12 protein-coding genes are annotated in these 15552 nt (G+C 65.3%); 4 read left to right on the forward strand and 8 right to left on the reverse strand.

The features are described 5' to 3' along the window. Window positions 1-43: 43 nt before the first annotated feature. Genes BW990_RS10245 through gpmI form a run of 3 tightly spaced genes read right to left on the reverse strand, consistent with a single transcriptional unit; the run spans window position 44 to window position 4092 of the window. Window positions 44-1432 carry a S41 family peptidase gene (locus tag BW990_RS10245; protein WP_076447879.1) on the reverse strand — a complete coding sequence of 463 codons (1389 nt, stop codon included), beginning with the start codon at window positions 1430-1432 and terminating at the stop codon, window positions 44-46. A gap of 6 nt (window positions 1433-1438) precedes the next feature. Beyond that, window positions 1439-2581 (reverse strand): murein hydrolase activator EnvC family protein, encoded by a 1143-nt coding sequence (locus BW990_RS10250; RefSeq protein ID WP_076447881.1) that lies wholly within the window; start codon window positions 2579-2581, stop codon window positions 1439-1441. Then, the gene (gene gpmI / locus BW990_RS10255; RefSeq protein WP_076447883.1) at window positions 2578-4092 is read right to left on the reverse strand and encodes a 2,3-bisphosphoglycerate-independent phosphoglycerate mutase; all 1515 of its coding nucleotides are present in this window, start codon (window positions 4090-4092) and stop codon (window positions 2578-2580) included. Before gpmI ends, BW990_RS10250 begins: the two co-directional genes overlap by 4 nt. A 176-nt stretch (window positions 4093-4268) precedes the next feature. On the opposite strand from gpmI, the gene BW990_RS10260 reads away from it, so the two are divergent. Further along, window positions 4269-5162 (forward strand): capsular polysaccharide synthesis protein, encoded by an 894-nt coding sequence (locus BW990_RS10260; RefSeq protein WP_076447885.1) that lies wholly within the window; start codon window positions 4269-4271, stop codon window positions 5160-5162. Between the two features lie 6 nt (window positions 5163-5168). Here BW990_RS10260 and BW990_RS10265 read toward each other — a convergent pair whose 3' ends face one another. The 3 genes from BW990_RS10265 to carB all read right to left on the reverse strand — a co-directional run bounded on the left by BW990_RS10265 (window position 5169) and on the right by carB (window position 10039). Beyond that, window positions 5169-5867, reverse strand: a complete 699-nt coding sequence (locus BW990_RS10265; RefSeq protein ID WP_076447888.1) for an FkbM family methyltransferase — start codon at window positions 5865-5867, stop codon at window positions 5169-5171. 104 nt (window positions 5868-5971) lie between these two features. Beyond that, window positions 5972-6691 carry a hypothetical protein gene (locus BW990_RS21300; protein ID WP_143526134.1) on the reverse strand — a complete coding sequence of 240 codons (720 nt, stop codon included), beginning with the start codon at window positions 6689-6691 and terminating at the stop codon, window positions 5972-5974. 3 nt (window positions 6692-6694) lie between these two features. Continuing rightward, window positions 6695-10039: a carbamoyl-phosphate synthase large subunit gene (gene carB, locus BW990_RS10270; protein ID WP_076447892.1), complete on the reverse strand. Its 3345-nt coding sequence runs from the start codon at window positions 10037-10039 to the stop codon at window positions 6695-6697. 293 nt (window positions 10040-10332) lie between these two features. Between carB and bchJ the strand changes: the two genes are divergently transcribed. After that, window positions 10333-10938 (forward strand): bacteriochlorophyll 4-vinyl reductase, encoded by a 606-nt coding sequence (gene bchJ, locus BW990_RS10275; protein WP_083950541.1) that lies wholly within the window; start codon window positions 10333-10335, stop codon window positions 10936-10938. A gap of 13 nt (window positions 10939-10951) precedes the next feature. Here bchJ and BW990_RS10280 read toward each other — a convergent pair whose 3' ends face one another. Beyond that, entirely contained in the window at window positions 10952-12187 is a 1236-nt protein-coding gene (locus BW990_RS10280) for an SAM-dependent methyltransferase (RefSeq protein WP_076447898.1), read from the reverse strand. A 169-nt stretch (window positions 12188-12356) separates the two neighbouring features. Between BW990_RS10280 and aspS the strand changes: the two genes are divergently transcribed. Both aspS and BW990_RS10290 read left to right on the forward strand, forming a co-directional pair. Then, window positions 12357-14138 (forward strand): aspartate--tRNA ligase, encoded by a 1782-nt coding sequence (gene aspS, locus BW990_RS10285; RefSeq protein ID WP_076447900.1) that lies wholly within the window; start codon window positions 12357-12359, stop codon window positions 14136-14138. After that, window positions 14138-14896 (forward strand): BglII/BstYI family type II restriction endonuclease, encoded by a 759-nt coding sequence (locus BW990_RS10290; protein WP_076447903.1) that lies wholly within the window; start codon window positions 14138-14140, stop codon window positions 14894-14896. The genes aspS and BW990_RS10290 overlap by 1 nt, the downstream gene beginning before the upstream one ends. Here the strand turns inward: BW990_RS10290 and BW990_RS10295 are convergent. Beyond that, window positions 14869-15501: an MT-A70 family methyltransferase gene (locus BW990_RS10295; protein WP_076447994.1), complete on the reverse strand. Its 633-nt coding sequence runs from the start codon at window positions 15499-15501 to the stop codon at window positions 14869-14871. The two genes, BW990_RS10290 and BW990_RS10295, sit on opposite strands and share 28 nt — an antisense overlap. Window positions 15502-15552 lie beyond the last annotated feature (51 nt).

Raw genomic sequence — 15552 nt, forward strand, 5'->3', positions numbered from 1 at the left:
CTCGGATGGCGGTCGGGCGCCCCTGGGGGCGCCCGATGCGAAGTCACTCGGTGTCGGCCACGGTCTCGGCCGGCGCGGCGCCCTGGCTTAGCGCCTGGACGTTCGGACCCAGCGCCGAGAGCCCCTTCAGGATGTCGATGGCATAGGCCAGCTGGTAATCCTCCTCGCGCAGCGCCGCGGCGGTCTCGGCCTTTTCGCGGTCTTCCTCGATCTGCCGCAGCTCGTCCTCGCTGAGGCTGTCATTGTCGAGCGATCCGCGCAGGTCGGCCTCGGTGCGGGTGGGCAGGCCGCTGGCCTCCTCGTCCTCCTCGCTTTCGGGGCGGCGCGGAGGCTGGGCCACGATGATGTCGGGCGAGACGCCCAGCGCCTGGATCGAGCGGCCGGACGGCGTGTAATAGCGCGCCGTGGTCAGGCGCATCGCGCCGTCGCCCCGGAGCGGCATCACCGTCTGCACCGACCCCTTGCCGAAGGACTTGGTGCCCACGACGATGGCGCGGCGATGATCCTGCAGCGCGCCCGCGACGATCTCGGAGGCCGAGGCGGAGCCGCCGTTGATCAGCACGACGATCGGCTTGCCCTCCGCGAGGTCACCCTCTTCGGCGTTGTAGCGGTCGCCGTCCTGCGGGTCGCGGCCCCGGGTCGAGACGATCTCGCCCGCGTCGAGGAAGGCATCGGAGACCCGGATCGCCTGGGTCAGCAGACCGCCCGGGTTGTTGCGCAGGTCGACGACGAAGCCGTTGACGTTCTCCATGCCGCCCAGCGCCTCGACCTCTTCCTTCAGCCCCGCCTCGAGATTGGGATAGGTCTGGTCGTTGAAGGTGGTCACGCGCAGCACCACGGTCTGGCCCTCGGTGCGGGTGCGCACGGCGGTCAGCGTGATCGTGTCGCGGATGATCTCCACGTCGAAGGGCTCGCCCTCGCCTTCGCGCACGACGGTGATGACGATCTCGGAGCCGACCGGCCCGCGCATCATGTCCACCGCCTCGTCGAGCGTGAGACCCAGAACCGACTCGCCGTCCACATGGGTGATGAAATCGCCGGCCTCGATGCCGGCCATTTCGGCGGGCGTGCCGTCGATGGGCGAGACGACCTTCACGAAGCCGTCTTCCTGGGTGACCTCGATGCCGAGGCCGCCGAACTCGCCGCGGGTCTGCACCCGCATGTCGGCGGCATCGTCGGGCGACAGGTAGCTCGAATGCGGGTCGAGCGAGGTCAGCATGCCGTCGATCGCCGCCTCGATCAGGTCTTCCTCGTCCACCTGCTCGACATATTGCGCGCGGATGCGCTCGAAGATGTCCCCGAAGAGATCGAGCTGCTCGTAGACGCTGGTGGTGCGGTTGTCTTCCTGCGCCAGCAGCGGGCCCACGAATTGCGTCGTCGCGACGATGCCGGCGAGCGTCCCGCCAAGCGCGGCCATGACGAATTTCTGCATAAGATGTTATCCCTTGTCGGTTGCGAACCACGCCAGCGGATCGACCGGCGTGTCCCCTTCTCTGACTTCTATATAGAGCGTTTCCGGACGTGTGTTTCCAGTCCCCTCGCCGGCCTGTAACACAGAGGTGTTGTTCGTCCCAGCCGTGCCGTCGCCTCCGCCCATCAGGCCGATCGGCGCGCCCTCCGGCAGAACCTGCCCCGCGGCGCCGAACAGCGTCTCGAGCCCGGCGAAGACGAACAGGATGTCGGCCTGCGGCTCGAGGATGGCGACGAGCCCGTAATCGAGAAGCGGGCCCACATAGCGGATCGTCGCCGCGGCAGGCGTCGTCACCAGCGCCTCGGGACGAGTGGCCAGCACGATGCCGGGGCGCGCGACACCCGCCGCGTCGGCCTCGCCCGCGCGGCGCAGGATGCGGCCCGAAACGGGCAGCGCCAGATCGCCCTTGGCCAGCCGCGCGCCGCTCTCGGGCGCCATGTCGGGCCCGGTGATCTGGGTCAGCCCACTGGCGAAGCCTTCGAGCGTCTCGGTCGCGGCGATCAGCACGGCGGTCTGAACCGGGTCTTCAGTGAAGCGCCGGGGCAGGTCGGTGCGGTCGGCCACCGCCTGGCTGAGCGCCGCGCGGGCCTCCTGCGCACCCGAAAGGCCGTCGCGCAGGGTCTCCGCGGCGTTTTCCTGCAATTGGCGCAGGGTCGCGACCTCCTGCAGATCGCGCGCAAGGGCCTGCGCCTCGGCGGCGAGCCCGGGTGTCACGGCAGAGACGAGCATGCCCGAGCGCGCGGCGCCCAGCGGCCCTTCGGGATGGAGAAGCTGTTGCGCGACGTCGGCCCGGCCCAGCGTCTGCAGCGCGGCAAGCAGCGAGGCGACCTCTCGTTCGCGGGCCGACAGATCCCGCCGCAGCGCCGCCTCGCGGATCGCCGCGTCGCGCAAACCGTCGCGCAGCGCGGTCAGCCCGTCCTCGTAGGCGCGCACGGTCGCGGTGAGCGCGGCCACCCGGTCCGAGGCCCGCTCTGCCGCGGCCAGATCGCGGCCCGCCTGATCGAGCGCCGCCGCCGCCTGCCGCGCCGCGGCACCGGCATCCTGCGCCGCAAGCGGTGCGGCGAGCAGCCCCACCCAAAGGGCCAGCGACAGAACCAGCGCGCGGATCATCGGCGGATCAGGCTCCGCCCGGTCATTTCCGCGGGCTGCTCCAGGCCCATCAGTTCGAGAAGCGTGGGCGCCAGATCCGCGAGCCGGCCTTCGGCCAATTGCGCGCCCTCGGGCCCGCCCACCAGGATCACCGGCACCGGGTTGAGCGTGTGCGCGGTGTGCGGGTTGCCCGTTTCGGGATCGACCATGACATCGCAATTGCCGTGATCGGCGGTGACGATCATGGCGCCCCCGACCTCGTCCAGCGCCGCCAGGACCTCGCCCAGACCGCGATCCACCTCGGCGCAGGCGGCCATCGCGGCCTCCAGATCGCCGGTATGGCCGACCATGTCAGGATTGGCGTAATTCACCACGATCAGGTCGTAGCCTGCGCGCACGGCCTCGACGAATTTCGCGGTCACTTCGGGCGCGCTCATCTCGGGCTGCATGTCGTAGGTGGCGACCTTGGGCGAGCTCGGCATGAAGCGGTCCTCACCCTCCTCAGGCACTTCCTTGCCGCCGTTGAGGAAGAAGGTCACGTGGGGATATTTCTCCGTCTCGGCCAGACGGAACTGCGACTTGCCGTGACGCGCCACCCATTCGCCCAGCGTGTTGACGATCTTCCGCTTGGGATAGGCCGTGTCCATGTAGGCGTTATGCGCATCGGAATATTCGACCATGCCGAGCCGCGCCGAAAGCTCGGGCGCGTCGCGGTCGAACCCGTCGAAGTCCCGGGCGCAGATCGCGGCGAGGATCTCGCGCGCGCGGTCGGCGCGGAAATTGAGACAGAAAAGACCGTCGCCCTTGGCCATGCCCTCATAGCCCTCGATCACCGTGGCGGGGATGAATTCGTCGGTCTTGCCCGCATCCCAGGCCTGCGCGACCGCCCTTGCGGGCGTGCTCGCTTTCTCCTGGCCCTGCCCGTCCACAATGGCGCGGTAGGCGGTTTCGACCCGTTCCCAGCGGTTGTCGCGGTCCATCGCGTAGTAGCGGCCGATCACCGTGCCGATGCGCGCGCCCTCCGGCAGCTTTTCGGCCAGCCTGTCGATGAAGCCATCGGCGCTTTTCGGCGGCACGTCGCGGCCATCGGTGATCGCGTGCACGACGACCTCGACCCCCTTGCCGGTCAAGAGCTTCGCCGTGGCGAGGATGTGGTTCAAGTGTCCGTGCACGCCGCCATCCGACGCGACGCCGAAAAGATGCGCGCGGCCCCCGGCCTCCGCCACCTTCTGCGCGAAGTCGAGGATCGCGGCGTTCTCGAAATAGCTGCCATCCTCGATCGCAAGGTCGATCTGGCCGAGATCCATCGCCACCACGCGGCCCGCGCCGATATTGGTGTGCCCGACCTCGGAATTGCCCATCTGCCCGGTGGGAAGCCCCACATCGGGCCCGTGGGTGATGAGCGTGGCATGCGGGCAGTCCCGCATCAGACGGTCCATGTTCGGCGTGTCCGCCAGTGCGGGCGCGTTCGCCTCGCGCGTGTCGGACAGGCCCCAACCGTCAAGGATCGTCAGGATGACGGGTTTGGTCATGGTGCGGCCTCTTTGCTAGACGGTATCCGACTGGTAGCAGAGCCGCGGGGGGATGGGAAAGCCGCAAGACCCGTCCCGGCGCGTTTGAGCCGTTCCCTGCGCCCTTCCCCGCAAGGAGCCGCTGTGCCACACCTGTACCGGCCCGACAGAAAGGCCGCCGCCCACCGGGAGGATCCATGGACGAGAGCTTCAACCGCAACATCTTCGGCTACTGGCACCAGGGCCGGGACGCCGCACCGGACGATATCAAGCGCTGCTGGGATCTCTGGGCGCGGATGAACCCAAGCTGGGACCTGCGCATCCTCGACTGGTCCGACATCGCGCCCGATTTCGAGGCGTTCGGCGTCGACGGCTCGAAGATGTCCTTCACCGGCATCTCGAACATCGTGCGGTTGTCGAGCCTGTCGAAAGAGGGCGGCGTCTGGGTCGATGCCTACACGGTGCCGCTCCGCCCGCTCGACGCGTTCCTGCCGCCGCTCATGCCTTCGGGCTTCTTCGCCTACCACGACCCCTACCGCAAACGCATGGCCGAGACGTGGTTCCTGGGCGCGGTGCCCGGCCATCCGCTGATCACCGGCTGGCGCGACTACATGGTCGAATACTGGCGCATTCCGCGCCGGCCCATGCGCTTCAAGCGCGAACTCGACCGGGGCACCAAGGGCGATATCCTGCGCCTGATCGGGCGCGCGATGGATGCGGTGCAGGGGCCGCTGTCGATCCGGGGGCCGAAGCGCATCTACCAGCCGAAGGATCCGAACTGGGCCGTCGATATCAAGCGCGGCGGCGGCGGCATCGTCACGCCCTATTTCGCCTGCGCGATGCTGTTCGACCTGATGATGGCCGAACGCGCCGACCTCTGGGCGGAATGGGAGAAGGTGCCGAAATTCACCTCCTACGACACGCTCTTCCTGCGCCACTGGAAGAAGGATTACGCCAAGCTGAGCGCCACGGCCGTGCGCAACATGGCCGAAGGCACCGTGATGCAGAAACTGTCGCTGCCGACCAAGCTGCCCGAGGCGCATTTCAAGGTGCTGGAAGAGGTGGCCGAGACGGCGATGCCCAAGGGCTGAGGCCCGTCAATCCCAGTAGAGATTGATCCGCGGCGCGCGCATGTGCTTTACCCGCGCCTTCAGCGCGCGGACCCGCTCGCCCTGCGACAGGATGCGGTTCTCGTGGGTCTCGGCGAGGATGATCCGGATCCGCGCGAGGACATCCGGCGCGTCGAGCAACGCCTCCAGAAGATCGACCTCGGCACCCTCGATGTCGATCTTCAGCACGCCGATATCGCGGTCGAGACCCCGCGCGAAGGCGAGGAAATCGACCACCCGGACGTCGATCCCGGTGCCGGTATCGACATTCGATTTCTCCGCGAAGATCGACGAGCCCTCGGACGCGCGTTCGTGATCCTCCGAGAAATCCGCCCGGCGATAGAGCCGCACCGTGCCGGGTGCGGTGCCGATGGCGGCCTCCTCTATGGTGACGTTGTCGAAACCGTCAAGGTTGGCGCGCAGCTTCTCGGCGGTCCAGGGATCGGGCTCGAAGGCGTAGACATGATGGCACGCCTCGGCCATCCGGCGGGTATACTTGCCCAGATTGGCCCCGAGATCGACGCCGATCAGGTCCTTCGATCCGGCCAGCGCCTCGGCGAATTCGCGCATGCGGACGGACTTGCCGTATTTGCGGTCATAGCGCCGCCCGACCGCACCGGGCCAGGACCGGAGCAGGCCGTATTTCCAGACGCGGAAGGCGGAAGGGGCTTTTGTCTCAGCGGGCATGCAGATTCATCGCATACAGGGGATGACATGGCTTGGCATGGGTGATCGTCCTCAATGGTAATTACTTCAATTTAGCAGGGGCGAGAGGGGATGTGGAGGAACTTTTACTTTTCGAAAACCAGCCAATATTTCTTTGGGTTATCTGGCTGAAAGATTATTATCTTATCCCAACCATTGAAGGCATCACGCTTAGCAGAGACCAACTCAACGACCGCAAGAAAGCTTTCGTCACTTATTGAACCGGCAAGAGTGTTTTCAAGTACTAGCCACCACTCACGATAATTCATTTTAAACGGCTCAATCTTATACAACTTTTTCGCTGAAACTCGCTGAAGGTTTGAGAATACATCGCTTACTACAAAACCCGATGCGTCACCGTCGGATCTTCCGCCTAGGATAAAGTCGCATCCCGGCCTTGGCGTTCCCCTCATCATATACAGCGTTACACCGCCATCCAAAACGACCGGCCAATCAGTAGGACCTAGCTTGATTCTGAAGCCTGAAAGATATTTAGTTATAGACTCTTTTGCATCTTGCCAAATAAATGGGCGATCAATAGAGAAACTAACGAAATATGTGTCGCAACCCTCGCCCTTACTTAGTTCAGTTATAAGTCTTTCAATTTTTTTTGCCAAACTTGGAAATGAGCTGTCGACAACCTCTTCTTGGCCTTGGGAAGATATGGACTTGGTCAGGCGTGTAACTTCGATTGCAATATCGTTGACAAGAAAGTCAGGTGGGGCGTTTTGGATAGGTTCATATTGAATATGTCCGGGCAATAGCTCGGCGATGAGTACATGCGCTTTTTGCTCACCCGGCTTCAATAATCACCCCTGCAACGACTTCACCACCAGCTCGCCCTCATCCCGCGCCTGGATTGCTTGTGCTGCCGCGTGTGCCCCGGCCAGCGTCGTGAAATACGGGATCTTGTCGTAAAGCGCGACGGAGCGGATCTCGCGGCTGTCCTCCAGCGCGGCGGCGCCCTCGGTGGTGTTCATCACCAGCTGGATCTCGCCGTCCTTGAGCATGTCGACGACGTTCGGGCGGCCCTCATAGACCTTCTTGACCACCTGTGCCTTGACGCCCGCCGCCTCCAGATAGGCTGCGGTGCCCGCGGTCGCGACGATGGTAAAGCCCTGACCCACGAGGATCTTCGCCGTGTCGATCAGTTGCGCGCCCTTGTCGGCCTCCTTGATCGACAGGAACACCCGGCCCTTCTCGGGCAGCATGTTGCCCGCGCCCATCTGCGCCTTGAGGAAGGCGCGCGGGAAGGACCGGTCCCAGCCCATGACCTCGCCGGTGGAGCGCATCTCGGGGCCGAGCACCGTGTCGACGCCGGGGAAGCGGGCGAAGGGCAGAACCGCCTCCTTCACCGAGAACCAGGGCATCATCGGGTCGGCGAGGGTCATCGGGTCGGCCATCGGCACGTCCGTGTCATAGTCGATCTTGTCGCCATGGGGCGGACGCAGCGGGAAATCGGCGAGCTTCTCGCCGGCCATGATCCGCGCGGCGATGGAGGCGATGGCCGAGTCGGTGGCCTTGGCCACGAACGGCACAGTGCGCGAGGCGCGCGGATTGACCTCGATGAGGTAGATCTCGCCGTCCTTGACCGCGAATTGCACGTTCATCAGGCCCACGACATCGAGCCCCTTGGCCAGCGCCACGGTCTGGCGCTTCACCTCGTCGATGATCTCCATCGGCAGCGAATAGGGCGGCAGCGAGCAGGCCGAATCGCCCGAATGCACGCCCGCCTCCTCGATATGCTGCATGATGCCTGCGACATGCACGTCGGTGCCGTCCGAGAGCGCATCGACGTCGAGCTCTACCGCGCCCGAGAGATAACCGTCGAGCAGCACCGGCGACTTGCCCGACACCACCACTGCCTCGCGGATGTAGCGTTCGAGATGCGCCATGTCGCGGACGATCTCCATCGCGCGGCCACCCAGAACGTAGGAGGGGCGGATCACCAGCGGGAAGCCGATGCTTTCGGCGATGGCGAGCGCCTGCGCGTCCGAGGACGCGATGCCGTTCTTGGGCTGCTTCAGGCCCAGCTTGTTCACCAGCGCCTGGAACCGCTCGCGGTCCTCGGCGAGGTCGATGGCGTCGGGCGTGGTGCCGAGGATCGGGATGCCCGCCTCTTCGAGGTCGTTGGCGAGCTTGAGCGGCGTCTGGCCGCCGAACTGCACGATCACGCCGTGAAGGGTGCCGTTGTCCTGCTCCACGCGCAGGATCTCCATCACATGCTCGAAGGTCAGCGGCTCGAAATAGAGACGGTCCGAGGTGTCGTAATCGGTCGACACGGTCTCGGGGTTGCAGTTGATCATGATCGTCTCGTAGCCCGCATCCGTGAGCGCGAAACAGGCGTGGCAGCAGCAATAGTCGAATTCGATCCCCTGCCCGATCCGGTTCGGACCGCCGCCCAGGATGACGACCTTCTTCTTGTCCGAGGGCCGCGCCTCGCATTCTACCTCGCCCATGAGCGGGGCCTCGTAGGTGGAATACATGTAGGGCGTCTGCGCCTCGAACTCGGCGGCGCAGGTGTCGATGCGCTTGAAGACGGCGGTGACGCCGAGCCCGGTGCGATGGGCGCGCACGGCCTGTTCTTCCATGCCGGTCAGCGCGGCGAGGCGCATGTCGGTGAAGCCCATCATCTTGAGCGCGCGCAGCCCGTCGGCATCCTGCGGCAGATCGTCGGCGCGGACCTTGTCCTCGGCCTCGACGATTTCGCGGATGCGGGCAAGGAACCACGGATCGAAGCTGGTCACGCCGTGGATGTCGTCATCCGAAAGACCGTGGCGCATCGCCTGCGCGATGGTGCGCATCCGGTCGGGCGTGGCCTTGGAGATGGCCTTGATGACCGCGGCGCGGCCATTGGCCGGATCGTCGGCGCCCTCGATCTCGACCTCGTCGAAGCCCGACAGGCCCGTCTCCATCGAGGCCAGCGCCTTTTGCAGCGACTCGTGGATCGTCCGCCCGATGGCCATCGCCTCGCCCACCGACTTCATCGCGGTGGTGAGGTAGGGCTCGCTGCCCGGGAACTTCTCGAAGGCGAAGCGCGGGATCTTCGTCACGACGTAGTCGATGGACGGCTCGAAGCTGGCGGGCGTGACCGTGGTGATGTCGTTGTCGAGCTCGTCGAGCGTGTAGCCCACGGCGAGCTTCGCGGCGATCTTGGCGATGGGGAAGCCCGTGGCCTTCGACGCCAGCGCCGAGGAGCGGGACACCCGCGGGTTCATTTCGATCACGACCATGCGGCCGTCCTCGGGGTTCACCGCCCATTGCACGTTCGAGCCGCCGGTCTCGACCCCGATCTCGCGCAGGACCGCGATCGAGGCCGAGCGCATCATCTGATATTCCTTGTCGGTCAGCGTCAGCGCCGGGGCGACGGTGATCGAATCGCCCGTATGCACGCCCATCGGATCGACGTTCTCGATGGAGCAGACGATGATGGCGTTGTCGGCGCGGTCGCGCACGACCTCCATCTCGTATTCCTTCCAGCCCAGCAGCGACTCGTCGATCAGGATCTGGTTCACGGGCGAGGCATCCATGCCCGAGCGGCAGTAATATTCGTAATCCTCGCGGTTATAGGCCACGCCGCCCCCGGTGCCGCCCAGCGTGTAGGCGGGACGGATGATCGCGGGCAGGCCGATATGTTCGAGCTCGGCCAGCGCCATGCGCACGCCTTCCTTCAGATCGGCATTGCCGTCGGGCTTCTTGGGCGCGGTGACGATGGTGGCCTTGGGGTTCTCGAGGCCGATCCGGTCCATCGCCTCGCGGAAAAGCGCGCGATCCTCGGCCATCTCGATGGCATCGCGGTTGGCGCCGATCATCTCGACGCCGTGCTCGGCCAGAACGCCCATCTCCTCGAGCTTGAGCGCGGTATTCAGACCCGTTTGCCCGCCCATCGTGGGCAACAGCGCGTCGGGCTTTTCCTTGGCGATGATCTTGGCCACGACTTCGGGCGTGATCGGCTCGATATAGGTCGCGTCCGCGAGCCCGGGATCGGTCATGATCGTCGCGGGGTTGGAGTTGACCAGGATGACCCTGTAGCCCTCTTCCCGGAGCGCCTTGCACGCCTGGGCGCCGGAATAGTCGAATTCGCAGGCCTGTCCGATGATGATGGGCCCGGCGCCGATGATCATGATGGAAGAGATATCGGTGCGTTTGGGCATGGGGTCCTCGTCAGACGAAGGGTGGCCGGACTCCGAAGGAGGCGGGTCGCAAATTGTCGTGCGTTATAGACATGCACAGGCCCGGTTCAAGCCCGAAAGCCCCGAACGCGCGCCCTCGGGGTCATTGCCCCGCCAAGCGCAAGAATGACAGCATTATTGACTTAAGTTGTCATAATATTCTGACACTCAATTATGTCTATTCTGCTATACTTCTCTTCTGCGCGGTGACCATTCTTAGAAAACGCAGCGAAAGACAGACAAAATAGATCCGACCTCTCCCCAGGAGCCGCCGCATGGCAGTAGCGTACGACACCACCCATCCGCCGCAGAGACAGGCGGGGCTCATGGGTGCGAACATGATCGTACCCCTGCACGCCGTTATCGAACGCGAAATCGGCGCCGCAGCGCGCGATGAGGTCTTCCACGATTCGGGCATAATCGAAATCCCCGCCGAGGCCGACCTCGTGCCCGAGGGCAAGGTCGCGCATCTGCACCAGCTTGTCTGGCAGACATGGCCGGACCAGGCGCCGCGGATGATGGACATGGCGGGCCGCGTCGCCGCCGAGGTCTTCGTTGCGCATTACATCCCGCCCAAGGCGCGGCTGATGCTGCAGAACATGCCCTGGTCGATCTCGGCCTGGCTGGTGGGGAAATCGGCGCGGCACAATGCCTGGACCTTCGCGGGATCGGGGATGTTCGCGATCCAGACGACCTCACGACTGGCGCTGTTCCACAATCCGCTGGCCCTGAACATCCAGACCGACCGACCCTGCTGCCACTACTACGCGGCGATGTTCGAGCACATGTATCAGCGCCTGTCGCACCGCGACTTCACCTGCACCGAACGCTGCTGCATTGCGACCGGCGGGGATCACTGCGCTTTCGATATCTCGATCTGATCCCGGGCCCCGTTCATTCCGCTGCCTGGGACATCGCGCCCGCCCCGTGCCCGCCGTAAAGGTAGTCGCGGGTGACCGGCACCGCCCCTTGCGCCTTGGAAAGCTGGAACTGGAACACGCCTTGGCGCTGCTGCTCGAAGGCGGTCTCGCAGGCCACGAGGTAGAAGCGCCACATCCGCACGAAGCGTTCGTCATACATCGCGCGCACCCGGTCGAGGGACGCCTCGAAGCGTTCCCGCCAATGGTGCAGCGTCCAGGCGTAATGCCCGCGCAGCACCTCGATATCCGCCATCCAGAGCCCGGCGCGCTCGATCTCCGGCGCGAGGTCCGAAAGCGCGGGCACGTAACCCCCGGGGAAGATGTATTTCGCCAGCCAGGGCGAGGTGGGCGACGGCCGCCGGCTCAGCCCGATCGTGTGGACGAGCGCGATGCCCTCCGGGTCGAGAAGCTCGGACAGCTTGGCGAAGTAGCCGCGGAAATGCGGCCGCCCCACATGTTCCAGCATGCCGACGCTGACGATCCGGTCGAACCGGTCCGACACCTGCCGGTAATCCTGCAGCCGGATATCGACGCGGTCCGATAGGCCCGCCGCCTGCACCCGCGCCTCTGCGGTCGCCTTCTGGTTCTCGGACAGGGTGACGCCAGTGACCTGCACCCCGTAATCGCGCGCCAGCGTCAGCGCCATGCCGCCCCAGCCGCACCCGATATCGAGCACGCGCAGGCCGGGCTTCAGCTGCAGCTTGGCGGCGATATGCGCCTTCTTGGCCGCCTGCGCCGAGGCGAGGTCAAGGCCCGGTTCGGTAAAATAGGCGCAGGAATACTGCATGTCCTCGTCGAGGAAGAGCCGGTAGAAATCATCGGAAAGGTCGTAGTGATGCGCCACGTTCCGCCGGGACGAGAGCGGAGAGTTGCGCTGCAGGAAGACGCTCAGCGCAAGTTTCGCGTCGCTCGCGATCTCGAGCCAGCGAGGCAGCCGCCCGCCGGTCTCCCGCGCCCGCTGCAGCAGCGCGAGCAGCGGATGCAACTCCGCATCGGAGATCTCGATCCGCCCATCCACATAGCCTTCGCCCAAGGCAAGGACGGGACGCAGGCAGAGAAAGCGCACGATCGAGGGGTCTTTCAGCGTGACATGCGCCCGCGGCGCGGAATTCGCGCCGTAGCGGGTTTCACGCCCGTCGGGCCAAGTGACGTGCAAATCGCCGATCGTCACGAAACGCGACAGGATCGAGTCCAGCATCCGGTCCCACATGAAACGCCCCCTTGTGCAAAGGCCTGTCAAAACGGTCCGCCGATTCCTGCGTGCAGGATACGCCAAGCGGGCCATGGCGCCAAATCCGGAGGCCTTTCGCTTGACTTCCTGGGCCCGGGGCGGTGTATCGGCGCCTAACTTTCCCGCAGAATTCCAAGGGGCCAACCCAATGCATGCCTATCGCAGCCAGACCTGCGCCGATCTTCGCAAAGACCATGTGGGCCAGGATGTCCGCCTTTCGGGCTGGGTGCACCGCATCCGCGACCATGGCGGCGTTCTCTTCGTGGACCTGCGCGACCATTACGGCATGACGCAGGTGCTCTGCGATCCCGACAGCCCGGTCTTCGCCGAGGTGGAGAAGCTGCGTTCGGAATGGTGCGTGCGCATCGACGGCACGGTGAAGGCGCGCGACGAAAACCTCGTGAACCCCAAGCTGCCCACCGGCGAGATCGAGGTCTATATCCGAGACGTCGAGGTGCTGGGCGCCAGCGAAGAGCTGCCGCTCATCGTCTTCGGCGACCAGGAATATCCCGAGGAAACGCGCCTGCGCTATCGCTACCTCGACCTGCGCCGCGAGGTCATGCAGAAGAACATGGTGATGCGCTCGGACGTGGTGGCCTCGATCCGCAAGCGCATGTGGGAGCGGAATTTCCGCGAATTCCAGACGCCGATCATCACCGCCTCGAGCCCCGAGGGGGCGCGCGACTTCCTCGTGCCCTCGCGCCTGCATCCGGGCAAGTTCTACGCGCTGCCGCAGGCCCCGCAGCAGTTCAAGCAGCTCATCATGGTGTCGGGCTTCGACAAGTATTTCCAGATCGCACCGTGTTTCCGCGACGAGGATCCGCGCGCCGACCGCTCGCCCACCGATTTCTACCAGCTCGACATGGAGATGAGCTTCGTCGAGCAGCAGGACGTCTTCGACACCGTCTCGCCGGTCATCGCGGGCGTGTTCGAGGAGTTCGGCGGCGGCCGCCGCGTGGACGCGCCCGAGGACTGGCCGCAGATCTCCTATGCCGATGCCGCGCTCTGGTACGGCACCGACAAGCCGGATCTCAGGAACCCGATCAAGATGCAGGTCGTGTCGGAGCATTTCCTCGGCTCGGGCTTCGCGATCTTCGCGAAACTTCTGGAGCATGAGGGCACCGAGATCCGCGCGATTCCGGCCCCGGGCGGCGGGTCGCGCAAGTTCTGCGACCGGATGAACGCGTTTGCCCAGAAAGAGGGCCTCCCGGGGATGGGCTACATCTTCTGGCGCGACCAGGGCGACGGCCTGGAGGCCGCGGGCCCCCTTGCCAAGAATATCGGCCCGGAGCGGACCGAGGCGATCCGGCAGCAACTCGGCCTCGGCGTCGGCGACGCGGCGTTTTTCCTCGGCGGCAAGCCCTCGGCCTTCGAGCGGGTCGCGGGCAAGGCGCGCACCGTCATCGGCGACGAGCTGGGCCTGACCGATACCGACCGCTTCGCCTTCGCCTGGATCGTCGATTTCCCGATGTATGAGGCCGACGAGGAAACCGGCGAGATCGACTTCTCGCACAACCCCTTCTCGATGCCGCAGGGCGGGATGGACGCGCTGTCGGGCGATCCGCTCGAGGTTCTGGGCTATCAGTACGATCTGGCCTGCAACGGCTACGAGCTGGTGTCCGGCGCGATCCGGAACCACAAGCCCGAGATCATGTTCAAGGCCTTCGAACTGGCGGGGTATGGCGAGGACGAGGTGCGCAAGCGCTTCGGCGGTATGGTTAACGCCTTCCGCTTCGGCGCCCCGCCCCATGGCGGCTGCGCGGCGGGCATCGACCGGATCGTCATGCTGCTGGCCGACGAGCAGAATATCCGCGAGGTCATCATGTTCCCGATGAACCAGCGCGCCGAGGACCTGATGATGGGCGCGCCGTCCGAGCCCACCAGCGATCAGCTGATGGAGTTGCGGCTTCGGGTGATCCCGGAGGAGTGATGTTCGACGCGCTGCGCGGGAGAGGCTTCGACGTCATGGTGCGCAACCATGCCGAAGCCATCCTGAGCGTCGATTTCCCGGACGAAACGCAGGAGCTGGTCGAGGCGCTCCTGCGGGTCGCGATCCCGGTAACGGAGCTTGTGGCCTCCGGCGGCGGCGAGGCCAAGTCGACCCAGCGGCTGCGGCGCGAACTGGCGCTGGCCGGCTGGCAGAAGCACAATTTCCGGATCGAGACGAACGTGGACGGCGTGCCCAAGGGCGACGGCACGAGCCACGAGATCGACCATATCCGGCGGTCGCCCGCCGGGACGCTCGCGCTTGAGATCGAGTGGAACAACAAGGACCCGTTCTTCGACCGCGATCTCGATAATTTCCAGCGCCTGCATGCGCAATCGATCATCAGCGCGGGCATCATCGTGACCCGCGGACGGGCGCTGCAGGATACGCTCGGGCAGAAGATCGAGGCGTATCTGCGCGCGGCCCGGATCGTCGACGAGGCCCCGCTCGTGGCCCTCGGGATGAAGGAGCGCACCGCGCGGCAGCGCAAATACGTCGCGCAGGCGGTGGCGTCGGGGCAGGATTTCGCGACCGCTTTCGCGCGCTATTTCGTGGCCGACAAGTTCGGCATGGCGACGACCCATTGGAGCAAGATCGAGGACCGCGTCCGGCGCGGCGTCGGCAATCCCTGCCCGCTTCTGCTGATCGGCCTGCCCGCCGACAGCGTCACGCCCTATTCGGCGGCGACGCCAGAATTGTAGGCATAGGTGGTCCAGCTGGGCTTGTAATCGGCATCGGCCTGGTTGCCCCAGACCGTCCAGCCGTCCCGCACGCCACGCCCGAAAAGCTCAAGATACGGGCCCCAGGAACAGGCTTCGATCAGCTCATATTGCTCGTCGGGTTTGCGGGAATGCTCGCGCTTGCGGGTCTGGATCATGTTGACCTGCCGCCGGCCCGCGGCTTCGGTACGGGCGTTCTTGCCGCGCACGCCGAACAGCAGAAGCTCGGTCACGTTGCGGAAGTAGAAACCCACCCCGCGCCCGTCCGATCCGCCATCCTTGCGCACCTTGTGCCAGACGATGTTCGACTTGTACTCGAACCCCCAGGCATTGAGCACCTGCAGCCCATCGGGCAGCAGCGCATTGGGCACCCAGAGATAGCAATGCGCCCGGTCGGCCAGATGATCGGCCACCGGCAGCGCGCAGATATCCTCGAGCGTCATGGTGGGATAGCGCGCCAGCCGCTTGTGTTCAGGCGCGACCTTGCCGGTGCGGTTGGTGAACCGCCAGGGCGGATCGGCCATGACGCAGCCGAACCGGTCCGGACCGAGGAAGCGCGCCAAATCTTGTGTTGCGTCGGATGCCATGGGCCAGATCATGAAAGATTTCGACTGGATTGTCACCCCGCTTCCTGCAGC

This window comes from Roseivivax lentus (assembly GCF_900156805.1).
In the GTDB taxonomy this organism is placed as follows: domain Bacteria; phylum Pseudomonadota; class Alphaproteobacteria; order Rhodobacterales; family Rhodobacteraceae; genus Roseivivax; species Roseivivax lentus.